Source organism: Streptomyces davaonensis JCM 4913 (assembly GCF_000349325.1).
Taxonomy (GTDB): Bacteria; Actinomycetota; Actinomycetes; order Streptomycetales; family Streptomycetaceae; genus Streptomyces; species Streptomyces davaonensis.
In genome coordinates this window covers 4,762,320-4,786,675 of the sequence record NC_020504.1, presented here as the reverse complement: position 1 = coordinate 4,786,675, position 24,356 = coordinate 4,762,320, and the positions used below count along the sequence as shown (strand labels likewise).

Below are 24,356 nucleotides of genomic sequence, written 5' to 3'. Positions count from 1 at the left end.
GGACTGTACGCCGGCAGGGCCGCCACAAAGCGTTCCGGCTGCTCCTCGACGGACCGTTCTGAAACGAGACTCTCCGGAGTCAAGTGCCGACTGCGGCATGGGACTTGTGCCTGCTCGGGGCAGGCGTTGGGTGTCCGGCGTCTCCGGGAACGGCGGGCTGAGGGCTCGCACCGTGCGAACCTGCCGCTTGCCCGGGTCAAGGCACAGGTCAAAACGGGGCCGGGGCGCGTGCGGACTGCGGCCTCAAGGCGCTCGTGCCCTCTGCGTGCCCAATCTTTGGGTCCAGAAGCTCCCGCAGAGCGCAGCAACAACCCGCCCACGCAACAAAACCCCAGGCCACTGACCTGGGGTCTCATCATGGAGCGGGTGACGAGAATCGAACTCGCGCTCTCAGCTTGGGAAGCTGCGATCACTTGGGGCTGGTGAGGCTGCGGACTGGGCGTTCGCCTGGCACCGGGTCTCATCGCCCTTGGTCGCTTTCACCGTGGTTCCCCGGTGTTCCCCGCTCTATCTGGTGCGCTTGTGGTGCGTCGGTCACGTCCTGTCCTGGTGCCGTCGTCTCGTCGGCTCCGCCGTAGAGATCTGCACGGAGATGCTCCTTGGCCGCTTCAAGCCGCGGGCCGTGGTCGGGCATGAAGATCTCGCGCAGCGTCTTGTCCAGCGTTCCGGAGATCGCGTAGATCGGCGACCAGACGGCTCGGTCGTGCACGATTCCTTCAAGGTCGTCGGACTGGAACATGACTTGGTAGAGCCAGTCCGACAGCACGAACGCTTGATCGCGCGTGAGCCTGATGGTGATCGCTTCCTCGTCCACACCCTCAACCTAGCTCCATCGGGCAGAAGCCTTGAAGCGTCATGAGGCCTTGCCATGGGAAGCACAGGATGCCCCGGGCCCCAGAACCCTGAGAGGTGCGGGACCCGTGGGGGCGGTGCCCTGCCGAACTTGGAGCCGTGACATCCGCTTTAGGAGTTCGATCAGTGCTCCGTCCTGCCCCAGAGCCCTGCGGCTGGGTAGTCCACGGTGGCGCATGCAAGTGTGCTGTCGTCCGGCGGCGTTGATGTCAGCTTGGGCTAGCGCTTCTTGCGCTTCTTCGCCTGGGCCTCCTTCTCCTTGCGCTGAGCCACACCGTATGCCGACCACGGACCCTGATGCACTGGGCAGCGGGAGGTGCCCGACACAACCTGCCTCTGACACCGACCGCCTGTCAGGGTGCGTGCGCCACACTTCGCCATGCCGTCTCCCCCTAGCCCCTGCTCGGTCCGCCACAGCTCTAGGCACGGTGGCGTGGTTCCCCCCAACGGTGAAGGCGTGAACCGGCTTGTGCGGGAGTGCGCGGGCACACGCTTCAGAGTGAAGACTTGGTCCAGCGAACTTCCCGAAGCGGCGCACACGGGCTTCAACCTGAGGCAGAATGGCCCTACTTGGCAACAGCGCCGGCTCCCTGCATCCGCCGCCCCGAGTGGGCACGACCTTGTGAGGGAGTCCGCAATGGAACCGATTTCTCTGCTTCTTATGGCAATCATTCTCATGATTGCCAGAGAACGGAGTTAGTCGATATGCCAAGGCCGGGGGCCTCGCGAGGCCCCCGGTTTCATTTCCCTATTGCGTCACTGGCCGCAGAAATCAGCGTCCCGACCGTGGCCAGCGAAGCAATTGGTATTCCGATAGCGGCGATCTTTTCCCCAACGGACAGCCTGGACCACCATGTCCCATCGGCTACGGCGGAATTGATGCGGAGTTGTGCCCTGAGAGACCGCCTCTTCAAGAACTGAAATAGAATGAAGAGGACTCCGAATGAAAGAAGAGCTCCCATGATGATGTTGAATGCGAGCTGATTTTCCTTCGACTCCGCCGCCCTTTGTATGCATTCTTCAACTGTCTCCTTTCCGAGGTCGCCGAATGCCCAAAGTGCCCCCACGCCGATGAAGAACACTGCAAAAACAACTGAAATTTTTGCTTCGTATTTGGGGGAATTTCGGACTGCTCCATGCGCCCCAAGGAAAGATTCCAGGCGGGCGGATTGACCGTATACCCAGGTAGAGTCGGAGCCAGAAAAGTTGAACTCGGTCCGCTCGGTGTCGATGGAAATGGAGACCGAGCGCTCCATCGAGGCGTTTTTTGCCTCCATGGAGATGTTCGTCCACTTGCCACTGGGTTCCGGGGCGTTAGCTTGAAGCGTTGCAATAAGGTCAGCTAGGTTCGAATTCCAAAACCGAGTACTCCCGACTACCGTCGAGATTTGAACTTCTGGTGAAGATATCCCTTCGCAAGCGACGCCGAACATGCGCTCTAGTTCACTTTGGCCAAGGCGGCACTGGTAATAAACTTTGCGAACGTCTGTCTGCTGATTTGGCGTGCTGGCCATGCGAGAATGCTGGACCTTTCGGCTTGTCGATCCATCTGGACGGATAAGATGAGGGTGCAACTCGTGGCCGCGGTGCATGGGTAAGGTTGCTTATTTTGACCGTGCTACCGCTTCCAGCCCATATAAAAGGTCAATGCCGCCACAGCTGCGCCGCCCAAAAAACTGAGCACTCCGGCAATAATCAAATTCTGCTGCTTTAGTCGCTCTTCTCGTTGCTCGCGTGGGAGGAGGGGGACCACTTCGGCACGCCCGTCGATCAACCTGTTCATCAGGGCGATAGCGCCCAAAAGGATGAGATACGGAAGGATGCCAAATGCCAAGCTTTTGTAAGCGTTGATCAGGGCAATAGTGGCGACTAGCCCGGCCAGCGTCATTAGAGCTGTGGCGGCCTGCACTAGGCGACGGTGTCGAACGCCAAAAGACATTCGAGGTCTTAGCATTTCTTCCACAGCATCCACTAGGCTCAGGGCCGCCTGGCTTTGCTCCGTAGTGCGTACGGCTGGCGACTCTCCTAGGGCCACGACAACTTCGGGTCTGACGGTGATTAGCCGTACTGTTCGAAGCTCTCGTTTGCTGGCATCTCTGAGGTCATCAACGCTTTCTGCTGTCGCGTCTCCGGCCTGGATTGTCACGGCCTCGGCGTCACGTTCCAGCAATCTCTTAACATCGGAAATATCGCTCAGGAAAAGCCGCATCTTAGGTAGTGCTTTTCGATATTCATGTGGCTCCGGGCTGGCAGTTGGAGGCACGTCGCGTCTCAAGGCACACACGAAGTGATCGTACTGCATGAAATTCCGCACAAGCCAGAGTTCTCATGATTCGAGAAGCGGGATCAGCTGCCACGCTGCGGTGTCCACGAGGTCGGCGTAACGACTTTGGCCGGGAGCTGCTTTGGCGCGAGTGATCATGGCCCCGTAAGCTTCCGGCGCGTCGGGCAGTCTGTGGACCTGCCCGCTAAAGCACGACGTTGGGGCCATGATCTTCGAGGCTCGCGCCAAAGTGGCTGGCTAAAGTCGTGGAGCCGACCGCCCCAGCCACAGAGGGTGTCTCCCACTTCATGCCCGCAGCTCGCCAGCGCGCCGCCGGGCGCGGCCAGCCGGGGCGAAGACAGGAGGCAGGCCGCGCCCGGCGGCGCGCGCCCGCGCCGTGCGCGGGCCTTGAACCCGTAGAGAAGGTTGTTACTCGCAGCTGTGACGGCAGTTGTGACAGCAGTGATGCTCTGTTAGGGCCGGCATGGGCCGCGGAGAAGAGATGTGTCGCCGCTGCTGCCGCCTGCGATGTTGAAGAGCCACATTGCTTGCTGGCTCGTGGCAGCCTGAACCGCGGTGGTCGGCGCTTGAGGTCGAATTGTTTCTACGGTTCCGGAACTCTGTGACGGCTAGTACCACTGTTGCAGCGGCGACTGCGGTGTTGCTGACAGTGGGACTTACCCATGTCACAGCTCCCTGGGTAATGACGATCACCAGTGCTAATGACACGTCACCTCGAGCCTTCTCCCTCCACTTCCGCATCACGATCTTGCTTCTTGCGAGGCTAGGCATGGAACCCCCTTAATCCTTTCGGCGGCATGATCCTGCTGGAAAAGAGGTTGAAGCCTTCCTCGGAAGATGCCAAGCAAGCCCCTGTACATCCCTGTACAGGGGATGTACAGGAGCCGACTCCCCGTGGGGCTCACTGGCCGCTAACATGTCTCGGCATGGGGGCATATCGGGAAGTGCCATGGTCTGACGTTGGTATCACTGACGCCAGAGGCCAGATTGGGAAGCTGGCCAGCAGAGTCGAACACGGTGCCGAAATTGTGTACCTGACAAATGGCCGCCGCCGCGTTGCGGCGTTGATCGGCTTCCGTGAGGCGGAGCGATGGATAAAGGATGATTCGGAATGTGTTTCGAATCCTGGAGCTGTGAGGGAGGCAACTAATCGAATCCTGGCGTTGGAGCGCGGAGAGGTGCGCTTGGAGTCGGTTGCAGCGGGGCTCGCAGACGAGGATCTAGGTGAGGTCGTCGGCGGTCTAATCACGCTCCTGACTGCTCTGTATCTGCCGTACTACGCACAGGGCGAGGGCGGGCGAATCAGGTTGCTAACGGAAGATGGGAGGGACGCTCACGACCAGTTCTCGCTAGCTGATCTGGTTTTCTGCAAGATTTTGGAAGGCAGGCACCTGGGTTCGGCTCGTACGGCAGTTCCAGTCGTTGCTGGATCTTTCTGGGCCATGCAGGCGGACATGGATCCCGCAGAATGGCGAAACGCTCTGAAACTTCCCATCACGGAAGATGAGGTTCAAATCTGGTTCTACAGTGTCCATCTCGTAGGTAGCTTCATCGATATGCTCATGGGATCGGGCACTGTGGAGGGCGTGCTCCTCAGGGCCTGTGAGTATGTCGAACAGCGAGGGGTGCGGAATTGGTAAGCTAATTAACTTTCCAGAGTGGTGCCGCATATCGTTCGGGGCGGGCGCCGATCAGGAGTTGTCGCAGGTCCTCGCGCAGGGAGCCGTTGAGGCTCAATGCCTCGGTGATTCGGCGGAACGTCGTGTGGGTGACTCCACGATGCCGGGCTCCGGCTTCGAACTGGTCGAGTTGGGACAGTACGGCGTCAGAGTCGAGTTTCACGGGTGGCTGGTCTTTGAGCCATGCGGCCTTGTTGCGCTCATAGTCGATCTCGGAGTAGCCGCAGATCTCCCGGCTGTGTGCTTCTACCTCGTCCAGGGTGGCGGTCGTCGTGATGGCGCGGGCCAACTGGTTCCGGCTCAGTGCTTCGTCCAGGTCGACTTCATAGGCGGTCGGGCCTTCGTCGGTGAGAGGGACGGGAAGGCCGGCGTCTCGCATCTCGCACGTGCCGCGTACGCCTCGGGCTGTCGCCGCGAGCATCCCGGTTGCCTCGGAGGGGTGCCACTCCAGGACCGAGCTGATCGGCTCAACGTCCTTGGTCGTGAAGGTGTGGACGAGCGGGCCGAGGATCCCGCGTAGTTCATCGGGAGGCAGTTCGCCGTCCAGACCGGGGCCTGCCACTAGGAGGCGGATCGGTGCGTTCACCTGACAGCACGCGGCGAGCGTGACGGCGTCGGCGAGCGGGCTCTTCAGTGTCGGCTCATCACCTCGGGCGAGGATGTCTCCGCCAACGTCCAGGAGATCGATCGACTCCGGCGACAGGTGGCTCACTAGCTCTTCGAGCTGGCGAGTGATGCCCTCGACTCCGTGGCGCGGGTCGATCAGCGCAAAGGTGTGCGGGAGCTCTGTTGCGAGTCGGGGGAGTGTGGAGCCTGCTGGAGCGATCGGGCGGGCCTCGGCCGGCACTGCCCAGACTGCTGGGGTGAGGCGTTGGAGGCCAGTGAAGTTGTTCGGTCCTCGGGGGCCCGGTACCGGGTCGATCAGTAGGCGGTCCCACGCGTACGTGAGGATCACCGCCTGGTCCTCGTCGCCGTAGAGGGCGGCGTGAAGCATTGCGGCGGCGACTGCGTCGCCCCCTCCTCCTGCTGCGACGATCAACCGCGTCATGGGCCCAAGCGTACGGGGTACGGACTTGACCACTCACCCTATAGTGGCCAGAGGCCTTAGCCACTTGCCCATTGCGGGCGGCACCAGGACGAGGAGGGCAGATGCCCCAGATCGAGGAGGCTCAGCCGAAGTATCTCCAGATCGCGCACTTCATCCGCGATCAGATCCTTCGGGGCGACTTGCGGGCGGGGGACGAGGTTCCCTCGGAGCGGCAACTGGCGTCGGACTGGAAGGTGTCCAGGCCAACGGCGGCGCGAGCGCTGGAAGCGCTGAGCCATCAGGGGCTCGTCGAGAAGCGGCAGGGGTCCGGCACGTACGTGCGGAGTCTCGAAGTCAACCGGCGCGCACGTGAGTTGTACGGTCGCGCCCGGCAGACGGGGAAGATCTACACGACTGGTGAGTACGCCGTCATCACCTCGGCTGGCTGGCTCGATGCGCCGGATCACGTGGCTGAGGCGCTGGGCCTGGCGAAGGACCGTCGAGCCGTGCACCGTCGGCGAGTGACCAACAACCAGGACGGGCCCATCACTTTGTCCACGTCGTGGTTCGCGCCGGACGTTGGCCAGCGGGCGCCCAAGCTCCTGGATCCGGGGCGGATCCAGGAAGGCACCCTCATGTACGTCGAGAACATGACTGGACGGCAGGGGAGTTACGCCGAGGACCGGATGTGCGCCCGCGCGGCGACGGATGAGGAGACAGTTGATCTCCGGCTTGAGCCTGGATCCGCTGTCCTGGTTGTGCATCACGTCGTCTACGACCTTCAGGACCGGCCGTTGGAGTTCGCCGAAGCCACTTACCCGCCGCATCGTTGGGCGTTCGAGCAGGGCTACCCCCTCACCTGACAGGGTGCCAGTTGCGGCGAACTGCTTGCGCGTCGAAGTGGCTAATGCCACTATCCAGTAAGTGGCTAAGGCCACTTGATCGGAAGGGGGCACGGCGTGACGAGTCAGCGACCGGATCAGGGCACGTGCTTACCCTGCCGGGGGTGCCGGGGACGCGGCTGGAAGCGCGTCGGTTCGCGTACGACCCTGGCTCTCGCCGCTGCCGCCGACCGTGCCCGTGCCACATCGAAGCGGCGCTGCCTCGACTGTGAGGGCAGCGGCAAGGAGTGAGCGCGGATGGCCTACACGATCGACCGCTACCCCCCTGAGGAGCCGTCGCGACTGGGTGCGATGACCTTGCATCCGGTCGCCGAGTCTGTACCCCGGGCCCGTCGCTGGTTCCGAAAGTTCATCACCCCGTACCACCCTGCCTGCGCCCTCGATGACTGCGAGCTGATGATCTCGGAGTTAGTCACCAACGCCATCCTCTACGGGAGATCCGAGGGCGACTGGGTCGTACGGGTTGAGTGGTTCCGAGAGAAGAACTCCCTTCGGGTCGACGTGCACAACCCGGGATTCCCCGCCGCCATCCGGATGCGGCACCCCAGCGCCAATGAGGCCCACGGCCGCGGGCTGCTGCTGATCGACGCCATCGCCGACTCGTGGCGCTCCGGGCCCAGCCCCTTCGGTGGCACGGTGGTCTCGTTTGTGGTGGACGATGCCTGGTCGGCGTGAAGGAGCGTCCGGGTTCTCTTCTATATGCAGTGCCGCTAGTCTGGTTGACCAGTTGACTTGGCCAATCTCGACAGGCGGCGGCGCTCATGGCGTATGAAGTGGAGGCACCTAAGTACGTTCGCCTCGCTCAGACCATTCAGGGTCGCATCGAGGACGGAACGTACGCGCCTGGCAGCCGAGTCCCCAGTGAGAACCAGCTGGTCCAGGCTTTCGGTATGTCTCGCCCGACCGTCGTCCGAGCGCTGGAGCTCCTGAAGCGTGATGGCTGGCTGGAGTCCCGGCAGGGGTACGGCACGATCGTGCGGGGCCGTCCGGCCGTTGTCGAGCAGAAGGATCGCCGGGGGACCGAAGCGCTTACGCGTGATGAGTCTCAAGCCTCAGGGCGGCTGGTTGCCGTCGAGGACACCCCTGTTCCGGTGCGCGTCGCCTCGGTGCTCGGGCTGCCGAAGCGAGCCCAGGTCCTCATGCGCCGGTTCCTCGTCGAGGAGGACGGTGAACCGGTCGAGCTGGTCTCGTCGTACTTCCCCGCCGGTCTCGTCGAGGGTACCGAGCTAGCCGAGTCCGGTCCCCTGAGTGGCAGCACCCGTACCCACCTGGAAGCTCGGAAGAAGGTCCGCTTCGACCACGTGACGGAGCGCGTCTCGGCTCGCCTGCCTGAGCCTGCCGAAGCTGAACTGCTCGACCTTCCGGCCGGCGTTCCGGTGCTCAGCGTTCTCGTGATCGCGTATGACGCCTCAGGCCAAGCGCTCCAAGTCTCTGACGTGCTCCTTCCTGCCGATCGGCAGGAGCTGGAAGACACCTACCGCCTGAACTGAGCCTGTTTCAGGGCCAGTTCTCCCCCAATCTCCACTTGACAAGTCAACCTGGCATCCCTAGCTTCGAACTTGCTAAGTCAACCTGTCAGGTGATGGGTTGATCGAACTCAGAAGGAGAAATCCCTGTGCGTGTGATCCGCATTGACGCCTCGACCGCCACGATCCTGCTCACCGAAGCGCCGGCGCCGAAGGTGCGCGACCGGCAGACCGGCGAGATCGCCAAGGACGCTGTGAGTGGCGAGGCTCTGATGACCGTCGGCGTCGTCTACATCGACGAGGGCGAGTCGTCGCTGATCCAGGTCACCATCCCCGAGAGCGGTGTGACGGACGGGCTGACCGTCGGGGCGCCGATCTCGCTGCCGGGGCTCGTTGCCCGTCCGTGGGAGAGCGTGTTCAACGGTCAGCAGCGGCACGGCATCGCCTATCGGGCTACGGCCATTGCTCCGGGCGCCTTTCCTATGGCCCAGGCGGGCTGATCGACATGACCGACCTGGTGACGGTGGCCGAGCTGGGCGGGGGCCTTGCTGCGTTAGGCGGCGCGGCCTATGCCCGGCACGCCCACCCCGCGGCGTACTGGTCCACGGTCGGGCTTCCGGTCTCGGTGGTCCGGCTCATGGCCTCGTACTCCTCGACGATGGATGCGTGCGGCCTGACAGTCGAGCCGCCCCGCTGGCGGGCGCTGGCTCTCAAAGTGACGACTCGCCGTGACATACGACCTGTCCCGCCCCGCCGGGGCATCATCCGCCCCACCTCGACCGGCCTCCGGATCCGGCTTCGGCTGGCTCCGGGCCAGGAACCGGCGGACGTTGCGGCATCTGCCGAACGCCTTCGGCACGCCTGGGGCGTACATGCCGTGTACGTCCGGGACATCAAGCCCGGCGTCGTTGAACTTCGGCTCGTCGGCTTCGATGTCCTGCGAAAGGTGCGGATGCCGCGCCAGACCGGCAGCGAACATCTCCGGGTGCCCGTGGCTCTTCGGGAGGACGCGACCGCGGTCGTACGCGACTACCAGGCCGTACCGCATGAACTCGTCCTCGGCGCCACGCTGTCCGGCAAGTCCATGTACCTGCGGAACCTGCTTACCGGCCTTGCCACTCAGCCCGTGGTCCTGGTCGGAATCGACTGCAAGCGGGGAGTCGAGCTGGCGCCGTTTGCGCCTCGCCTCTCCGCGCTGGCCACGGACCCGGGACAGGCGGCCGATCTGCTGCCGGTGCTCGTGAAGGAGATGGAGGACCGCTACGACCTGATCAAGGCTCGGCAGGGCATCGCGCCCGGCACTCCTCATGAGCTGATCACCTCGGACGTCTGGGGGCTCCCCGAGACTGAACGCCCGGCTCCCGTTGTCCTGTTCATCGACGAAGTGGCCGAGCTCTTCCTCGTCGCCACCAGGAAGGAGGAGGAGCGGCGGGACGAGATGGTCACTCAGCTCATCCGCCTCGCCCAACTCGGCCGCGCGGCCGGGATCTACCTGGAGGTGTGCGGGCAGCGCTTCGGGGCCGAACTGGGCAAGGGGGCGACCATGCTCCGCGCGCAGCTGACCGGCCGTGTCTGCCACCGCGTCAACGACGAAGCCTCCGCGAAGATGGCACTCGGCGACATCGCACCCGAGGCGGTCTACGCCGCCTGCGCCATCGCCGCCGAATTGCCCGGGTTGGCCGTCGTCGGTGACACCTCCGGCGGGTGGTCCCGCATCCGCACCCCCTATCTCTCCCTCGCCGACGCGGCGGCCACCTGCCGCGATACGGCTCACCTCGCCCCGGAAGTACCGGCGCTCACGTCCTTCCGGCCCTAGGTCCGCCCGTGACTGTGAAGCACCCCGGGCCGCCGACGACTCCGCGCCCGATCACCGAGTAACCCCGCCAATTCCAACGGCCGACGCGGCCGCTCCGCGCCAAGTCCCTACCTCCGCCTTGCCGGAAACCGGAGAGGAAACCTCGTGACTGCCTCGATGTCCTTCTACGCGGACACCCACACCACCGTTCGCCTCAGCGAGTACGGCACGCACCACGCTCCGATCCTCGCCCTGAACGGTGAGGACCACACCCTGACCGTCTCGGCGTTCCACCACGTCCCGATCGCCGATCACTTGTCCTTCGCCCGAGAACTGGCCGCCGCCTGCGCCGACTACGTCAAGGCGCTGGAAGCCTATGCCACCGCCTTGTCCGACGGTGAGCAGGAGCCGGACGAGGACCAGCAATGAGGCTGCCCGTCCGAATCGACGCCGTTCTCGTCCAAGCCCTGATCGCCGCCGCGCTGTCCTTCGCTCACCTGCACGACCTGGCCTCAGCTGCGGGTCAGCACGGCTGGAAGGCGTGGGCCTACCCGGTCTCTGTCGACCTGCTCATGGTGGCGGCTTGGCGGCGACTGCGTTCCGGCGGGGCGAAAGCGGCCGGGTGGTGTTGGTTCCTTGTCGCGTTGACGGCATCACTGGGTGCCAACGTCGCCACCGCCGGACTGCTCGACCTGAACGTCGTACCGGCCTGGCTGCGCATCCTCGTCGCCGGATGGCCTGCCGTCGCCTTCCTAGGCGGAACGCTGCTCGCTCACGGACCGGCAACGCCGCAAAGGGACCCGGCAGTGAAGGAAGGCGCGGTCCCGCCTCTCCCGGCCCCTGAACTGCCCATCCGGGCGCCGGAATCGGCTCCACCAGCCACGGTCTCTGTCCCGCCGGCGCTCGTCGCCCTCGCTCGCAAGGTCGCCGACGAACACCGCGCCCGGACCGGAACTGCCATCGACACCTCGACGCTTCGCGCCCGGCTCGGCGTCCCGATGCCGCTCGCCGAAGCCATTGCCGCGCAACTCACCTGATCCCGGAGGACTTTCCCCGCATGCGCCCCACCACGCTCCGCGCGCTGAAACGCGCAGCCGAGCTGACCCGCCAGCACCGACTCACCGAAGCCGTACTGATCGCCGAACCGGTCATCCTCGCCGCCGACCGCCACGAGGGCGACGAGATCTTGCGCTGGCTCGCCGACCACGTCACCGACTTCACGGGCGAGACGAAGAAGGAGATCGCCTGATGCCCACCAATCGCCGTTTCCGCAACGTCGTCCGTATCGGCCCGGTCCAGGTCGGCACGTACTACGACGGCCGGGGCCGCGAGAAGCACACCGCGGCCTGCACCGCCCCGCGCTGCGGCTTCTCCACGGACTACGACAGCCGTCCCGCCGCCGAACTGGCCGCCCGCACCCACCGCTGCCCCGTCCGCTGAGGAGCTTCCGTGACTGTCTCGCTCCCGCTCGTCTTCGTCCTGGGCGTCATCGCCTGGGCCGCAATCAAGTTCCTCGGCGTCCGGCTCTGGGTCGCCGTAGTGATCGCCCTGTTCGGCTTCTGGCTCTCCGACACCGTCCTCGCTCCTGCCATCGAGTCCGGCACACGCTCCGGGGTCGACGTCGTCAACGGCACCAACAAGTGAGAAGGAGTTCAGTGATGTTCCGCCCGAAGCTGCCTGACACCCCGCACGTCCCGAGCATCACCACGCACGTTCCGCAGGACCACGTCTCCGCTCCCGTTGCCGCTCGCCCGGTCGCTCCATACGTGGGTCTCGGCGTCGGCGCGGTCGCGGCTGTGGTCGTCGTCGGCGTCGTGCTCACCGCACTCTTGGCGGCCGTCGCCATAGCGGCCGTATCCGTGGCCATCGCCGCCGTAGTCCTGCGCTCCCTCGTCAGCAACACGACCAGGCGCTGACCGGCCGCCGGGGCGGCAACAAGCCGCCAAGCATCCCGCCGCCCCGGGGCCGTCCCTCCCAACCGTCGAAACAGCCGAAAGGAACTCCCATCATCACCCGGCAGACTCCGCCCCCACTGACGGAACTCTCCATGCTGGCCTCCCTCGGCACCATGCCCGAGCTGGCCCGCCAACTCTCCGGCCTGGGCGGCTGCACGCACCCTGTGCGCCTCGACGGCCACCGCACGGAGTACGCGGTCAACACGGCAACCGGCGAAATCGGCAACGTCCTGAGGCACCTGGACTCCGCCACGCTTCCCGCCGGACAGCTCCTCGTCCGCTGCAACAACCGTCGAGCGACCCGCTGCGCCGCCTGCGCCGAGACCTACCGCCGCGACACCTACCACCTGATCACCGCCGGACTACGCGGCGGAAAGGGCACGTCGGAAGGGGTCGCGACCCACCCGCGCGTCTTCGCCACGTTCACCGCCCCCGGGTTCGGCCCGGTCCACAACCGCCCCACCGACGGCCGGAACTGCCGCTGCGGCACCCACCATGACCCCGACGACAACGCCCTCGGCACTCCGCTCGACCCCGACACCTACGACTACGAAGCGGCCGTCCTCTGGAACGCCCACGCCGGTGCCCTGTGGCGGCGCTTCTCGATCTACCTGCGCCGGGAGGTCGCCAAGCGCGCCGGCCTCACGCAGCGGGCGTTCCGGCACCACGCCCGGCTCTCCTTCGCGAAGGTGGCCGAGTATCAGAAGCGGGGTGCCGTCCACTTCCACGCGGTCATCCGTCTCGACGGCCCCGAGGGAGGAGACACCACGCCCCCGCCGTGGGCGTCCGCCGAACTGCTCTCCGACGCAATCAGAGCCGCCGCCACCGCCGCGCGCGTCGACGGACCGGAGATCGACGGCCGTACGCACCACTTCGCCTTCGGCCGTCAGCTCGACGTCCGCCCGATCCGCTCCGCCGACTTCGACCACGGCCAGGAGCTGACGGACCGGGCCGTAGCGGCGTACATCGCCAAGTACGCGACCAAGGGCGCGGAGACGGCGACGGGCACCCTGGACCGGCCGATCCGATTCCTCGCCGAGCTGGCCCAAGCCCAGATCACCGACCACGCCAGGCGAATGATCCGCACAGCCTGGACCCTCGGCGCACGCCCCGACCTGGCAGACCTCCGTCTCCGGGCCTGGGCCCACATGCTCGGCTTCCGCGGCCACTTCTCCACCAAGTCCCGCCGCTACTCCACCACCCTCGGCGCCCTCCGTGAGGCCCGCGCCGAGTGGCGCCGCGCCCAGAGCTCCGCGCCCGTCCCGCAGGACGGCGACACCACGCTCGTTCTTGCGCACTGGGCGTTCGCCGGAACAGGCCTCAGCACCGCCGAAACCTGGCTCGCCGCCTCACTCGAACCCGCCCCCGGAACGGAAGGAGAACCCACCACATGACCGACCGTTACCTGTCCGTCGACCAGGTCGCCGAGCTTCTCGGCACCACCGCCCGATTCCCCCGGCGGCTGATCGAAGAACGACGCATCCGGTACGTGAAGGTCGGTCGGCATGTGCGTATCCCGGAGAGCGCTATCGAGGAGTTCGTTCAGGCCCGCACCGTCGAGCCGATCAGAGTCCGTCGCGGCGCACTTCGGAGGGTCGCCTGATGGCCAACAAGAAGGGGAGGCGCCGCCGCTTCGGTGCCGTGCGGCAGTACCGTTCCGGCCGCTGGACGGCGTCCTACCTCGGTCCCGAGGGTGAGCGCATCCGCGCGGACGAGACGTTCGAGACCAAGAAGGACGCCGAAGTCTGGCTGTCACAGGTCGAGGCGGACCTCACCCGGGGAGATTGGCGCGCGCCGGACGCGGGAGCGGTCAACTTCCGTGTCTATGCGGAGAAGTGGGTCGAGGAGAGGGAGCTGGCCGTGCGCACCGAGGACCTGTACAAGCACCTCCTACGACTGCACGTCCTCCCTGCGTTCGGCACGCTCGACCTGGATGAGATCACCGCTCCCCGGGTCCGTGAATGGCGAGCCGAGCGACTTCGTACAACCGAGGCCAAGACGACCGTCGCCAAGGCATACCGCCTCCTCAAAGGCATCCTTGAGACAGCTGTCGACGATGACCTGATCAGCCGCAACCCGTGCCGGATCAAGGGAGCGGGGAAAGAGTCCGCTGCGGAACGTCGTATCGCTTCCGTCGCCCAGGTCGACGCCCTCGCCGACGCGATCGGTATTCGCTGGCGCCTCATGGTCTATCTCGGCGCGTACGGTCCAATGCGGCCCGAAGAGCTGGCCGGCCTTCGCCGCCGGGACATCGACGTCGACAACCTCGTGATCCGCGTACGCGTCGCCGAGCCGGAGCGGACCAACGGCAAGCGTGCTCCTGGTGAGACCAAGTCCGAGGCAGGCGTGCGAGTTGTTGTCCTCCCGGCGTTTCTCCACAAGGAGGTGAAACAGCACCTCGCCTGGTTCGCCGCGAAGGGGCCCGACGGCCTCGTGTTCGTCGGGGAGAAGGGAGCTCCCTTCCGCCGGACCTCCTTCGGACGGAAGTGGCGACGTGCCCGTACGGCCGCCGGTCTCCCTGACGGCTTCCGCTTCTACGACCTTCGTCACACCGGACACACGCTCTCGACTCGCTCGGGCGCCACGCTCAAGGACACGATGGTCCGCGCGGGCCAGTCCTCCGAGAAAGCCGCGCTGATCTATCAGCACTCCGACCAGGAGCGGCAGCGGGAGGTGGCCGCAGGGCTCGACGACCTGGTGCGCGCCGAGCGTGCGAAGCACCACAAGGGCGACCCCGCGCACCACAGTGAGGAGGTCGCCGAGGGCTAATGGTGCGGTTGTGGTGCGTGCGCCGCCCACCGGTCTAGACAACAAACAACCCCCGGGTCCAAGACCTGGGGGTTCATAGTGGAGCGGGTGACGAGAATCGAACTCGCGCTCTCAGCTTGGGAAGCTGATGTTCTACCATTAAACTACACCCGCGTAAGACGCCGACCGCGGTCGGTGTCGAATGCTCGCTCACTGTACCTCATGGCAGACCCCCGGTGCTCGGACCGCGGGGTCTGACGCTGTTTCAGGGGTGGGATGCGGCTGCGGGCGGCCGGAGTTGGGGCGTACCGTGGGGGCCCGGGAGAGGGTTCGGGCGGGACCGGAGTGCCGCCTGGAGAGCCGTCCCTTTCATCCCGTAATGTGGCCTTTCGTCGCCCGGCGGGCAGTAGCCGGGTGCGGCTCTTGGGGAAGGGACTCAAAGGACTTGATGGAGCGCACCGTCGTCCGATGTGCCGATGGGCACGTGTTCAGCACCGCTTCGTTCCCGATGCAGCAGGCCGAGCGGCTCGGTCCCGGACGACTGGTCCGGTGTCCACGGTGTGCCCGGCTTCGCAGCGTCGTGCCGGTGGCCTTGGAGAAGCAGCAGTAGAGACAGCAGTAGGAGTGGACGCAGGCGCGCGGTGCCGTCCGATTGTGGTCGGTCCGCGCGCCTTGCGTATCCTCGGGGCGTGCTTCTCTCAGACAAGGACATCCGGGCCGAGATCGATGCCGGGCGGGTACGGATCGATCCCTACGACGAATCCATGGTGCAGCCGTCGAGCATCGACGTACGGCTGGACCGCTTCTTCCGGGTGTTCGAGAACCACCGGTACCCCCACATCGACCCCTCCATCGAGCAGGCGGATCTGACGCGGCTCGTGGAGCCGGAGGGGGATGAGCCGTTCATCCTGCACCCCGGTGAGTTCGTCCTTGCTTCTACGTACGAGGTCATCTCCCTGCCTGATGATCTTGCGTCGAGACTTGAGGGGAAGAGCTCCCTCGGGCGGCTCGGGCTCGTCACCCACTCCACCGCCGGCTTCATCGACCCCGGGTTCTCCGGGCATGTCACCCTGGAGCTCAGCAACCTCGCCACGCTTCCCATCAAGCTGTGGCCGGGCATGAAGATCGGCCAGCTGTGCATGTTCCGGCTCACCTCGCCGGCCGAGTCCCCGTACGGCAGTGAGCGGTACGGGTCCCGGTACCAGGGGCAGCGCGGCCCCACCGCCTCCCGTTCCTTCCTCAACTTCCACAGGACCCAGGTATGAGCGCCGTACGGGAGAACCTCACCTACGAGCGTTTCGGCACCGCCATCCGTGAGCTCGCGCAGACCATCGCCGACGACGGGTACGAGCCCGACATCGTGCTGTCCATCGCTCGTGGTGGTGTGTTCGTCGCGGGTGGGCTCGCCTATGCCCTCGACTGCAAGAACATCCACCTGGTGAACGTCGAGTTCTATACGGGTGTGGGGACGACCCTTGAGATGCCCGTCATGCTCGCGCCCGTCCCCAACGCCATCGACTTCTCCGACAAGAAGATCCTGATCACCGACGACGTCGCCGACACCGGCAAGACGCTCAAGCTGGTCCACGACTTCTGCCTGGACCACGTCGCCGAGGTCCGCTCCGCCGTGATCTACGAGAAGTCCCACTCGCTGGTGAAGTGCGAGTACGTGTGGAAGCGCACCGATGAGTGGATCAACTTCCCCTGGAGTGTCCTGCCGCCGGTCAGTAAGTCGGGCGAGGCGTCCAAGGAGAACAAGGAAGCGCTCTGACCGCTACGCCTACGCTCCGGGCGCCCGGTACTGGATCTGCCCTGCCTTGCGCAGGGCCTCCATGGTTTCGTCGACGGTCAGGAGAACCGTCGTCTCGAACGAGCTGAGTGCGCCGCCGCCGCTGATCGCCAGGGCGACCGACGCCATGGAGACGTTGTCGGGGGCCTCCCACAGGTTGTAGCCCGTCACGGGTGCCGAACGCGTACCAGAAGCCGTGCAGCTTTCCGCCGACGGACTCGATGTACGACCGAGCGGCCTTCGCGCGGTCCTCGGGGTGGCTGATGAGCCTCGCCCAGGTCTCCGGCGTGTAGCTGAACCTCGACAGATAGAGCGGCATCACGTTTCCCTTTCGTCCCAGCAAGGGATGCCCCCGTGGGGTGGGATACGTCTCCGAGGCCGCCCGCGTGTCCCCCGAACGGCCGGAAGGGGCTCCCGGCACGGACAGTGCGGGGAGCCCCTTCTCGGGTGTGGCTCAGAACGTGCCGAGCTTCACGATCGACAGCAGTGCCACCAGCTGGATCGCCGATGCGCCCAGGGCCTTTGGCCACGGGAGGTCGTGGGAGCGGCTGACCATCATGGTGAGGAGGGCGCCGGCTGCCACCCAGGTGGCCCAGCCGAGGAGCTGGACGAAGGTCTCGTCGCCGCCGAAGAACATGGCCGCCACCAGGCGGGGGGCGTCCGTCAGGGACATGATCAGCATCGACAGGCCGACCGTCGGCTGCCACGCGCCGTTGCCGCCCAGCTGGCGGGCCAGGGTGTGGGTCACCACGCCCAGGACGAAGGAGGACAGGACCATTGCCACGGCCGTGGTCAGGACGATCGGGACCGCGTTGGCGAGGGTCGCGTTGATCGCGTCCTCGCGGGCCGTGTCGAAGCCGAACACTGCGAGCAGGCCGTAGAGGAACGTCACGATCAGGGCGGGGCCCCACATCGCGTAGTCCCGCATCTGGAGGAAGGTCCGGGCGGGGGAGAAGAGGATCCCGCTCAGCAGGGGCTTCCAGTGCAGACGGGGGCCGATCGGGCCCGCCGGGGCCGCGCCCGCCTGGTACGTCTGGCCCTGGTTGTACGGGTCGTCGTGGACGGAGAAGGCCTGGGTGTGGCCCGGGTTGTTCGCCGCGTACGGGTCATGGGCGTGCGGGTGGTGTCCGCCGTCGCCGAAGTACTCCGGCTCGCCATGGCCGCCGTAACCACCGCTGCCTTGGCCGCCGTAGCCACCTCCCTGCGGGGGGTAGCCGTACGACGGTCCCTGTTGCCCGTACGGAGGTTGTTGCGGTTGCCCTTGCGGGGCCCGGTTGTCCCGGCCGCCGCGTCCCATCCTGAATCCAGCCACGTCTTCGAACGTACCTGGTCCTGAAGAGTGGCGTGCCGGGCCCGGTGGTTCGGGCCCGGCTTTGCTGTCGAGTTGTGACATCCCCTAAGGGGAAACCCCGGCAGTGGTCATCCACTCAGTCCGCGAACTCGCCGCCGAACTCCGGCAGCACGAACGCCCCCGTCCCACTCGGCGTCCCTGTCGTCCCGCGCAGGATCAGCGACGTTCCCGCCGCCCCCACGCCCATGTCCGCCCTTCCGTCGTGCGTCACATCACGCAGGCGGACGGTGTAGCCGAAGGCGGCGTACTCCGCGGCGGGGCCCGTCACCGTCTGGGGGATCCACGTCGTGCGCAGGCCGGACAAGCCACCCGCGCCGCCCCGGAACAGGTGTACCCCGCCCTGGTCCTCGCTGCCGTTGACGTCCTCGTGCGGGACGCCGACCGCGAGGTCCGCATAGCCGTCGCCGTCGACGTCCCCGGCCGAGAGCGCGTAACCGAAGTTGTCGTCCGCCTCCGGGCTGCCCGAGACCCCGGAACTTGCCTGGTTGTACATCGCCGAGCCGCTCGGGCCCGAGGACGTGCCGCGCCAGACCAGGAGCGAGCCCTTCCCGTCGTGGGAGTAGGGCCTGCCGAAGGCGATGTCGCCGTAGCCGTTCTTGTCGAAGTCGCCGATCGCGGCGGTCGTGGCGGCGACCGTCTTGGACGGGCCGGAGGTCAGGCCGCTCGCCGAGCCCTTGAGGTACCAGGCGCGCTCGACCGTCTGCCCGTCGACGAACTGCTCACCGAGGATGACGAGGTCGGTCTTCGAGTCGCCGTTGATCCTTCCGGCGGCCAGCCCGTACGAGTACCAGCCCGCGTCCACCTTGTCGATCTTGCTGACGCTGCCCGTGCTGCCGGACCGGCCGAACGATCCGCGGTACAGCCACGTCTCGTAGCCACCGACCACCGCGAGGTCCGGCGAGCCGTCCCCGTTGAAGTCGCCGGTGGCGACATCGCTGCCGAAGTGGCCCTGCGCGCCCGACTTCGGGGTCACCTCGGTGCCGCCGGACAGGCCGGACGCCGAGCCCCAGACGATCGTCACCGAGCCCCGGTACTGCTCGCTGCCCACATGCTCGGTCGGGTTGCCGACCACCAGGTCCGCGTACCCGTCCTTGTTGAGGTCGGCGCTCGCGAGGGACTCACCGAACCGGTCGTCCTCCTCGCCGGAGCCCGGGATGCCGGCGGTGTCCTGGTGGATGCGCTGGATGGGCGTGCCGGGCCCGCTCGCCGTGCCGTAGACGACCGTGACGGTCCCGCCCACCCGGCCGTCGTCGTTGTAGCCGCCGTACGCCACATCGCGGTGGCCGTCGCCGTTGAAGTCGTCGTAGTGCTTGGCGACCGCGGCCGAGGCGGGGGAGCCGAGGAACAGTGGGGTGACGCCGGTCGCCAGGAGGGTGGCGGCGAGTGCGGCGGCGGTGCGGCGAGGAATCACGAAGAGCTCCTGTCCGTATGCGTCACTTGGCGAAGTCCCAGCCGAACGTCGCGTTGCCCTTCAGGCCCGCGCCCGCGGCCGTCAGGGACGTGGCGCCGGTGGTGGTCAGGCCGGAGGCCGTGCCGCGCAGGTAGGTGACGGAACCGTTCTGGTTCTCGTAGCCCGCGCCGATGACCAGGTCGGCCTTGCCGGTCTTGTCGAGGTCGAGGAGGCGGACCGACATGCCGAAGGCGTCGTGGCTCTCGGCGGTGCCGGGGACGCCCGTGGTGTTCTGGGAGTACGACTTGGCGCCGGTGGTCCTCAGGCCGGTGGCCGAGCCGAACAGCACCGTCACCGAGCCGGCGTCGCGCGCCGAGCCGATGTCCTCGCCCCAGGCGCCGACGACGACGTCGGCGTACTGGTCGCCGTTGATGTCGCCGACGTCGACGGCGGAGCCGAACAGGTCGGCCTCCTCGTCGGCGCCGGGCACGCCCGCGGTGTCCTGGTGGACGACGGTCGGCGTCTGCTGCGGGTCGGGGCCGTTCGGGCCGCCGTACCAGACGGTGATCTGGCCGCCCTTGGGGCTTGCGGGGCCCGCGTAGTCGCCGAGGACGAGGTCGCCGTAGCCGTCGCCGTTGATGTCGCCGGTGGCGCCGAGGGCGCCGTCGGCGTTCGGGAGGCCGACCATGGCGTAGTCGGACTCGGGGTGGTTGTCCCAGCCGCCGGGGTCGTGGCGGAAGTACTGGATGTCCCCGCCCGGGTCGCCGTCGTGCGCGAGCGGGTACACGCGCTCGGCCTTCGCGTCGCCGGTCAGGTCGCCCGCGATGACCTCGTACGTCGTGCCCACCTCGCCCACGCGGGTGTGGTTCAGCGGGGTGCCGGTACGGGTGAAGGGGCCGCGGAAGAGGGCGGTGTAGGTCTGTCCGGTGACTGTGACGTCCGTCTTGCCGTCGCCGTCGAAGTCGCCGGTGGCGACGCCCCGGCCGTAGCCGCCCCACTCGGCCGTGTCCTCGGCGGAGGGCTGCGGCAGCCCCGAGCCGCCGCTCAGGCCCGCCGAGCCGCCCCACAGGACGGTGACGCTGCCGACGCCCTGGCGGGTGCCGATGGACTCGAACTCGGAGCCGACGACCAGGTCGGCGTAGCCGTCGGCGTTCAGGTCGCCGGCGGCCAGGCTCGCGCCGAAGCGGTCGTCGGACTCGGCGGTGCCGGGGACGCCGGTGGAGTTCTGGGTGATCACGGCCTTCTTGGTGCCGGGTACGCCCGAGGCCGAGCCGTACAGCACGACCACGGCACCGGCGCCGTGCGCGGAGCCGACGTCGGCGCCCATCGCGCCGATGGCGAGGTCGCGGTAGCCGTCACCGTTGAAGTCGCTCGCCAGGCCCGAGGGCGCGGCGACGGCGGGGGTGGTGGGCAGGGCGGTGAGCACGCCGGTCGCGAGGGCGGCGGCGATCACGAGAGTGCGCTTCAAGACGGTGCTCCGGTAAGTCCGGGCCCGCACCCGTGGAGGGTGCGGGCCCAAGGGGTGGTTCTACGGTCGATCAGTCGGCGAAGTTCGCGCCGAAGTACGGCGAGCCCGTCGTCGAGACGCCCGCGGTGCTCGGCGAGATGGTGCGGGAGCCGGACGTGGTGATCTTCGTGCCGTTGGACGGGAGGTAGGTCACCGCGCCGTTGCCGGCGTTCTCGGCGGAGCCGACGACCAGGTCGGCCTTGCCGTCGCCGGTGAGGTCGTCGAGCTTGACGTCCATGCCGAAGTAGTCGTTGTCCTCGTCGCTGCCGGGCACGCCCGGGCTGGACTGGGCGAACGACTGGGCGCCGGAGACGGTGTCCAGGCCGCTCGCGGTGCCGTAGAGGACGGTGACCGTGCCGGTGTTGGCGGCGGTGCCGATGTTCTCGCCCGCGACGCCGATGACGAGGTCGAGGTAGCCGTCGCCGTCGATGTCACCGAGGTCGAGCTCGTGGCCGAAGTAGTCGTTGCCCTCGGCGGTGCCGGGGACGTTGCCGGTGTTCTGGGTGATGCCGGTGGCGGTGCCGGGGCCGTCGACGGTGCCGTACGTCACCCAGACCTTGCCGCCGTTGGCGGAGTCGGGGATGGCGGTGCCGTCGCCGGTGGTGGCGTTCCAGTAGGCGCCGCTGACGATGTCGCCGAAGCCGTCCTGGTCGATGTCGCCGATGGCGGTGATGACGCCGGGCTTGAGCTGCCGGATGTTGGCCATGGCCAGGCCGCTGGAGGAGCCGGGGATGTAGTAGTTGGTGTTCCAGCCGTAGTCGGTCTGGTACTCGTAGCCGTCGACGACCAGGTCGGTGCGGCTGTCGCCGTTGACGTCACCGGCGGTCAGGTTCAGCGGGCCGCCCGCGTCCGAGCCCATGATCGGGGGCTTGATGGTGTAGTGGCCGCCCGCGGTGCCGGTGGCGGAGAAGCCGCCCTTGAAGACGTGGACGGTGGCGATGTTGGTGCCGACGGCCAGATCGGCCTTGCCGTCGCCGTCGAAGTCGCCGGCCGCGAGGTTCTGGCCCCAGTAGTCGTGCGCGGAGGGGGCGGGGTCGGCGACGGTGACGCCCTTGCCGGTGATGCCGGAGGCCGAGCCCCACAGGATCGCGAGGCCACCGCCGTCGGTGTCGCCGCCGACGTCCTCGCCCGGGGAGCCGACGGCGATGTCGTCGTAGCCGTCGCCGTTGAAGTCGGCGAAGGCGGTGTCGATGCCGAAACGGTCGCCGGTCTCGGCGGTGCCCGGGGTGCCGGTGGTGTTCTGGCTGACGGTGATGCGGTTGGTCGAGGTCACGCCGGAGGCGGAGCCGTACAGGACGACCAGCTGACCGGCCTCCTTCTTGCCGCCGACATAGGCGCTGTCCGCCGAGAAGGCGACGTCACCGCGGCCGTCGCCGTTGAAGTCGGCCTTGGCCACGACGGTGGAGTCCGCGGCCGTCGCCGTGGTGGCCGTGAAGGTGAGCAGCCCGCCCGTCAGAGCGGCGGCGGTGGCCGTCGCGAGGGTGAGTCGCAGCGTCTGATGCATGCGGTTTCTCCTGCTGCATGCGGGATGCCTGGCGGGGCATCCGCAGTCAATGGGGGTGCGTCCGGTCGTGTTCGCCGGGAGTTGTCCCTGGCTTCACGTCTCGGTCGGCGATCAGGAGACCCGCACTGGTGCCCAAGGGTTGTACGTGCGTTCGGTAAATTTTTGAACCACCTGTGACCGGGCGGTGCGGTGGGGCGTCAGTGGCTCAGGAACGCGGCCGTGGAGAAGGTGAGGGCCGGTACGCGAGCGACCAGACCCCGCTTCGTCCCCGGGTACACGGCCACCAGATCCCGCGTCTCGCCGCGGTACGTCCGCACCGTCAGGTCGGCCCGCCCGTCGCCGTCGAGATCGGCCACGGACACCACCCGGGTGGTCCCGGTCCCGGGCGGTTCGACGGTCACCGGAGCCGTGGCCGACAGGCCCGCCGCACGGCCGGGGAACAGGCGCAGCCGGGCGCCGCTGGAGAGGAGTTCGCTCAGTCCGTCCCCGTCGAAGTCGGCGGCGTCGAGCATCGAGCCGGGGGGGGCGAGGGTGGCGCGGGCGGCGGTCGGCAGGTCATAGCGCAGGGACGTTTCGCCCATGGCTCCTACGGCGGCGTCCAGCGCCTCGCCCCGGCCGAAAGCGCCGAACACGACGTCGATCCCGGCGGGCAGCAGGGCCCCGGTGCGGGTCGGTCCCTCGGGTCCGCCGAGGACGACGGCGGAGGCGCCGGTGCCTTCCGCGGTCCGCACGAGCAGGTCGTCGTAGCCGTCCCGGTCGACGTCGGCGGCGGGGCCCGTGGGCACGTTGCCCGGGGAGGCGACCGGCGCCGCGGCGGCCCGGGGGGCGCCCTTACGACTGAACGGGCCGTGCAAGAAGCTCAGTTGGCCGCCCGAGGCGTGCAGGACCAGGTCCTTCGCGCCGTCGCCGTCGAAGTCGCCGCACACCGGCTGATCGGGCCAGTCGTTGCCGACGCGGGCCCGGCCGGGGACGGTGAGGTGCACGGCCTTGCCGGTCAGGCCCTTGGGCGAGCCGAAGAGGACCTGGAGCGGGACCGGGGGCTGCCCCTGGCCGTCGTAGGGCGGATCCGTGGAGACGAGCAGGTCGGTGAAGCCGTCGCCGTCGAGATCGCAGGACGCCTCCGCCTCGAACAGGGCGGGGAGTTGGCCGTCGGTGGGCGCCGCGTTCTCCTCGGGGGCGAGGAGTTGGCGGGTGCCGGGGACGAGGCCGCGGGGGCCGCCGTAGACGATGCCGATGCCCGGGTCGTCGGCGTGGGCCTGCGCCTTGACCAGGTCGTCGAGGACGAGGTCGCGGTGGCCGTCGCCGTTGAAGTCGTCGGGGGTCCTGCTGCCGTCGCCGCGCGGTACGGGGAGCAGGGCCGGGCCCTGGGCCACCCGCACCGAGGGTGACGGCGAGGACGAGGGGGCGGGGGCCGCGGCGTCCTGGCCGGGACCGCAGGCGGCGAGCAGGAGCAGGGCGGTGCAGCCGAGGGCGGCCGCCCAGCAGGTCCTACCGCTTCGCACGCGCACCACTCACTCCGTCAGCATCACCGGGCAACGACCTCGACATGATGCATGTGTTCGAGACCGGGCAACAGGGGGATGCCGTTCCGGATACCTGGTGGGGGCGCTGTGGCCGGCGATGTGACCGGCGTTGTGTCCGGATACCTGTCCCGCCGTTGAGTACGCGTACTCATGTCCGGGCGCGCCCCCCGGTCCATCGTGGGACCCACCGAGCCACGGACCGATTTCCGACCTCCAGGGGGACCAGCAATGCCGAAGGACTCAGGACTGCGCCGACTGCTCGCCCTGGCCACGGACACCTGGCCCGCCCGGGGCTACTGGGCGCTCTTCGCCGCCTCCGTGGGCGCCGCCTTCGTCGCCCCGGACAGCCTCCTGGCCTCGGTCCATCTGCTGCTCACGGCGCCCTGGGCCGGCCTGGCGATCCTCGTTCCGATCGACCCCGGCGCCGACGCCGACACGGCGGTCCAGGCGCTCGCCCTGTCCGGCTGGGCCGTATGGCTGCTGCTGTGCGCGCTGGTGAACGCCGCCGCGTTCGGTGCCCTCACCCACCACATCCGCGACAGCCGCGCCGCGCGGCACGCGTGAACCCACCGACAACCCGCCGA

27 protein-coding genes, 1 tRNA gene and 1 pseudogene are annotated in these 24,356 nt (G+C 67.5%); 18 read left to right on the top strand and 11 right to left on the bottom strand.

The features are described from left to right. Positions 1–460: 460 nt before the first annotated feature. The 3 genes from BN159_RS21045 to BN159_RS45805 all read right to left on the bottom strand — a co-directional run bounded on the left by BN159_RS21045 (position 461) and on the right by BN159_RS45805 (position 3,154). Positions 461–814, bottom strand: coding sequence for a hypothetical protein (locus BN159_RS21045; RefSeq protein ID WP_015659016.1), 354 nt, complete (start codon positions 812–814; stop codon positions 461–463). A 778-nt stretch (positions 815–1,592) separates the two neighbouring features. Next, positions 1,593–2,366: a hypothetical protein gene (locus tag BN159_RS45810; protein ID WP_157901110.1), complete on the bottom strand. Its 774-nt coding sequence runs from the start codon at positions 2,364–2,366 to the stop codon at positions 1,593–1,595. 104 nt (positions 2,367–2,470) lie between these two features. Next, positions 2,471–3,154: a hypothetical protein gene (locus tag BN159_RS45805; RefSeq protein ID WP_157901109.1), complete on the bottom strand. Its 684-nt coding sequence runs from the start codon at positions 3,152–3,154 to the stop codon at positions 2,471–2,473. Between the two features lie 779 nt (positions 3,155–3,933). On the opposite strand from BN159_RS45805, the gene BN159_RS45800 reads away from it, so the two are divergent. Further along, the gene (locus BN159_RS45800; RefSeq protein WP_015659012.1) at positions 3,934–4,776 is read left to right on the top strand and encodes a type II toxin-antitoxin system Phd/YefM family antitoxin; all 843 of its coding nucleotides are present in this window, start codon (positions 3,934–3,936) and stop codon (positions 4,774–4,776) included. Between the two features lies 1 nt (position 4,777). Here the strand turns inward: BN159_RS45800 and BN159_RS21030 are convergent, their stop codons facing one another. Further along, positions 4,778–5,863: a DUF1152 domain-containing protein gene (locus BN159_RS21030; RefSeq protein WP_078598845.1), complete on the bottom strand. Its 1,086-nt coding sequence runs from the start codon at positions 5,861–5,863 to the stop codon at positions 4,778–4,780. A gap of 101 nt (positions 5,864–5,964) precedes the next feature. On the opposite strand from BN159_RS21030, the gene BN159_RS21025 reads away from it, so the two are divergent. The 14 genes and pseudogenes from BN159_RS21025 to BN159_RS20960 all read left to right on the top strand — a co-directional run bounded on the left by BN159_RS21025 (position 5,965) and on the right by BN159_RS20960 (position 14,729). Continuing rightward, positions 5,965–6,705, top strand: a complete 741-nt coding sequence (locus BN159_RS21025) for a GntR family transcriptional regulator (protein WP_015659010.1) — start codon at positions 5,965–5,967, stop codon at positions 6,703–6,705. 276 nt (positions 6,706–6,981) lie between these two features. Then, positions 6,982–7,419: an ATP-binding protein gene (locus BN159_RS21020; RefSeq protein ID WP_015659009.1), complete on the top strand. Its 438-nt coding sequence runs from the start codon at positions 6,982–6,984 to the stop codon at positions 7,417–7,419. Positions 7,420–7,505: 86 nt separating this feature from the next. Next, positions 7,506–8,234, top strand: coding sequence for a GntR family transcriptional regulator (locus BN159_RS21015; RefSeq protein WP_015659008.1), 729 nt, complete (start codon positions 7,506–7,508; stop codon positions 8,232–8,234). 125 nt (positions 8,235–8,359) lie between these two features. Next, positions 8,360–8,710 carry an SCO3933 family regulatory protein gene (locus tag BN159_RS21010; protein ID WP_015659007.1) on the top strand — a complete coding sequence of 117 codons (351 nt, stop codon included), beginning with the start codon at positions 8,360–8,362 and terminating at the stop codon, positions 8,708–8,710. Positions 8,711–8,715: 5 nt separating this feature from the next. Beyond that, positions 8,716–10,088, top strand: a pseudogene (locus BN159_RS21005) (FtsK/SpoIIIE domain-containing protein). Positions 10,089–10,170: 82 nt separating this feature from the next. Then, positions 10,171–10,434, top strand: coding sequence for a hypothetical protein (locus BN159_RS21000; protein ID WP_015659005.1), 264 nt, complete (start codon positions 10,171–10,173; stop codon positions 10,432–10,434). Beyond that, complete coding sequence (locus BN159_RS20995; protein ID WP_015659004.1) at positions 10,431–11,042, top strand: DUF2637 domain-containing protein; 612 nt, start codon at positions 10,431–10,433, stop codon at positions 11,040–11,042. The genes BN159_RS21000 and BN159_RS20995 overlap by 4 nt, the downstream gene beginning before the upstream one ends. Before the next feature lie 20 nt (positions 11,043–11,062). Continuing rightward, positions 11,063–11,254: a hypothetical protein gene (locus BN159_RS20990; protein ID WP_015659003.1), complete on the top strand. Its 192-nt coding sequence runs from the start codon at positions 11,063–11,065 to the stop codon at positions 11,252–11,254. Further along, positions 11,254–11,445 (top strand): mobile element transfer protein, encoded by a 192-nt coding sequence (locus tag BN159_RS20985; protein ID WP_015659002.1) that lies wholly within the window; start codon positions 11,254–11,256, stop codon positions 11,443–11,445. The genes BN159_RS20990 and BN159_RS20985 overlap by 1 nt, the downstream gene beginning before the upstream one ends. Positions 11,446–11,454: 9 nt before the next feature. Further along, on the top strand, positions 11,455–11,649 hold the full coding sequence (locus tag BN159_RS20980; protein ID WP_015659001.1) for a hypothetical protein: 195 nt from the start codon (positions 11,455–11,457) through the stop codon (positions 11,647–11,649). Positions 11,650–11,663: 14 nt separating this feature from the next. Continuing rightward, a complete protein-coding gene (locus BN159_RS20975) occupies positions 11,664–11,921 on the top strand; it encodes a hypothetical protein (RefSeq protein WP_015659000.1) in 258 nt (85 codons plus the stop codon). Positions 11,922–12,052: 131 nt separating this feature from the next. Beyond that, on the top strand, positions 12,053–13,354 hold the full coding sequence (locus BN159_RS20970) for a replication initiator (RefSeq protein ID WP_015658999.1): 1,302 nt from the start codon (positions 12,053–12,055) through the stop codon (positions 13,352–13,354). Beyond that, positions 13,351–13,563 (top strand): excisionase family DNA-binding protein, encoded by a 213-nt coding sequence (locus BN159_RS20965; RefSeq protein WP_015658998.1) that lies wholly within the window; start codon positions 13,351–13,353, stop codon positions 13,561–13,563. Before BN159_RS20970 ends, BN159_RS20965 begins: the two co-directional genes overlap by 4 nt. After that, positions 13,563–14,729, top strand: a complete 1,167-nt coding sequence (locus BN159_RS20960; RefSeq protein ID WP_015658997.1) for a tyrosine-type recombinase/integrase — start codon at positions 13,563–13,565, stop codon at positions 14,727–14,729. Before BN159_RS20965 ends, BN159_RS20960 begins: the two co-directional genes overlap by 1 nt. A gap of 79 nt (positions 14,730–14,808) precedes the next feature. On the opposite strand, the gene BN159_RS20955 is transcribed toward BN159_RS20960, so the two are convergent. After that, a tRNA-Gly gene (locus tag BN159_RS20955) sits at positions 14,809–14,882 on the bottom strand. Positions 14,883–15,397: 515 nt separating this feature from the next. Between BN159_RS20955 and dcd the strand changes: the two genes are divergently transcribed. Together dcd and BN159_RS20945 are read left to right on the top strand one after the other, a co-directional pair. After that, positions 15,398–15,973 carry a dCTP deaminase gene (gene dcd / locus BN159_RS20950; RefSeq protein WP_015658996.1) on the top strand — a complete coding sequence of 192 codons (576 nt, stop codon included), beginning with the start codon at positions 15,398–15,400 and terminating at the stop codon, positions 15,971–15,973. After that, positions 15,970–16,479: a phosphoribosyltransferase gene (locus BN159_RS20945; RefSeq protein WP_015658995.1), complete on the top strand. Its 510-nt coding sequence runs from the start codon at positions 15,970–15,972 to the stop codon at positions 16,477–16,479. Before dcd ends, BN159_RS20945 begins: the two co-directional genes overlap by 4 nt. A gap of 9 nt (positions 16,480–16,488) precedes the next feature. On the opposite strand, the gene BN159_RS47130 is transcribed toward BN159_RS20945, so the two are convergent. The 6 genes from BN159_RS47130 to BN159_RS20915 all read right to left on the bottom strand — a co-directional run bounded on the left by BN159_RS47130 (position 16,489) and on the right by BN159_RS20915 (position 23,757). Further along, complete coding sequence (locus tag BN159_RS47130) at positions 16,489–16,668, bottom strand: GYD domain-containing protein (RefSeq protein WP_015658994.1); 180 nt, start codon at positions 16,666–16,668, stop codon at positions 16,489–16,491. A gap of 283 nt (positions 16,669–16,951) precedes the next feature. Next, positions 16,952–17,890, bottom strand: a complete 939-nt coding sequence (locus BN159_RS20935) for a Yip1 family protein (protein WP_078598844.1) — start codon at positions 17,888–17,890, stop codon at positions 16,952–16,954. A gap of 34 nt (positions 17,891–17,924) precedes the next feature. Next, entirely contained in the window at positions 17,925–19,259 is a 1,335-nt protein-coding gene (locus BN159_RS20930) for an FG-GAP and VCBS repeat-containing protein (RefSeq protein WP_015658992.1), read from the bottom strand. A 22-nt stretch (positions 19,260–19,281) separates the two neighbouring features. After that, complete coding sequence (locus tag BN159_RS20925; RefSeq protein ID WP_015658991.1) at positions 19,282–20,706, bottom strand: FG-GAP-like repeat-containing protein; 1,425 nt, start codon at positions 20,704–20,706, stop codon at positions 19,282–19,284. A gap of 70 nt (positions 20,707–20,776) precedes the next feature. Then, the gene (locus BN159_RS20920; protein WP_015658990.1) at positions 20,777–22,249 is read right to left on the bottom strand and encodes a VCBS repeat-containing protein; all 1,473 of its coding nucleotides are present in this window, start codon (positions 22,247–22,249) and stop codon (positions 20,777–20,779) included. 197 nt (positions 22,250–22,446) lie between these two features. Continuing rightward, complete coding sequence (locus tag BN159_RS20915; RefSeq protein WP_015658989.1) at positions 22,447–23,757, bottom strand: FG-GAP repeat domain-containing protein; 1,311 nt, start codon at positions 23,755–23,757, stop codon at positions 22,447–22,449. Positions 23,758–24,000: 243 nt separating this feature from the next. Between BN159_RS20915 and BN159_RS47120 the strand changes: the two genes are divergently transcribed. Beyond that, positions 24,001–24,336, top strand: coding sequence for an SCO4225 family membrane protein (locus BN159_RS47120; protein WP_015658988.1), 336 nt, complete (start codon positions 24,001–24,003; stop codon positions 24,334–24,336). The last annotated feature ends 20 nt before the right edge of the window (positions 24,337–24,356 follow it).

Coding starts and splice junctions, on each gene's coding strand:
- BN159_RS45810 (WP_157901110.1), bottom strand. CDS start 2,366: ATGGCCAGCACGCCAAATCAGCAGACAGACGTTCGCAAAGTTTATTAC.
- BN159_RS45805 (WP_157901109.1), bottom strand. CDS start 3,154: ATGCAGTACGATCACTTCGTGTGTGCCTTGAGACGCGACGTGCCTCCA.
- BN159_RS45800 (WP_015659012.1), top strand. CDS start 3,934: ATGATCCTGCTGGAAAAGAGGTTGAAGCCTTCCTCGGAAGATGCCAAG.
- BN159_RS21030 (WP_078598845.1), bottom strand. CDS start 5,863: ATGACGCGGTTGATCGTCGCAGCAGGAGGAGGGGGCGACGCAGTCGCC.
- BN159_RS21025 (WP_015659010.1), top strand. CDS start 5,965: ATGCCCCAGATCGAGGAGGCTCAGCCGAAGTATCTCCAGATCGCGCAC.
- BN159_RS21020 (WP_015659009.1), top strand. CDS start 6,982: ATGGCCTACACGATCGACCGCTACCCCCCTGAGGAGCCGTCGCGACTG.
- BN159_RS21015 (WP_015659008.1), top strand. CDS start 7,506: ATGGCGTATGAAGTGGAGGCACCTAAGTACGTTCGCCTCGCTCAGACC.
- BN159_RS20995 (WP_015659004.1), top strand. CDS start 10,431: ATGAGGCTGCCCGTCCGAATCGACGCCGTTCTCGTCCAAGCCCTGATC.
- BN159_RS20990 (WP_015659003.1), top strand. CDS start 11,063: ATGCGCCCCACCACGCTCCGCGCGCTGAAACGCGCAGCCGAGCTGACC.
- BN159_RS20985 (WP_015659002.1), top strand. CDS start 11,254: ATGCCCACCAATCGCCGTTTCCGCAACGTCGTCCGTATCGGCCCGGTC.
- BN159_RS20975 (WP_015659000.1), top strand. CDS start 11,664: ATGTTCCGCCCGAAGCTGCCTGACACCCCGCACGTCCCGAGCATCACC.
- BN159_RS20970 (WP_015658999.1), top strand. CDS start 12,053: ATGCTGGCCTCCCTCGGCACCATGCCCGAGCTGGCCCGCCAACTCTCC.
- BN159_RS20965 (WP_015658998.1), top strand. CDS start 13,351: ATGACCGACCGTTACCTGTCCGTCGACCAGGTCGCCGAGCTTCTCGGC.
- BN159_RS20960 (WP_015658997.1), top strand. CDS start 13,563: ATGGCCAACAAGAAGGGGAGGCGCCGCCGCTTCGGTGCCGTGCGGCAG.
- BN159_RS20945 (WP_015658995.1), top strand. CDS start 15,970: ATGAGCGCCGTACGGGAGAACCTCACCTACGAGCGTTTCGGCACCGCC.
- BN159_RS20935 (WP_078598844.1), bottom strand. CDS start 17,890: ATGTCACAACTCGACAGCAAAGCCGGGCCCGAACCACCGGGCCCGGCA.
- BN159_RS20920 (WP_015658990.1), bottom strand. CDS start 22,249: ATGCATCAGACGCTGCGACTCACCCTCGCGACGGCCACCGCCGCCGCT.
- BN159_RS47120 (WP_015658988.1), top strand. CDS start 24,001: ATGCCGAAGGACTCAGGACTGCGCCGACTGCTCGCCCTGGCCACGGAC.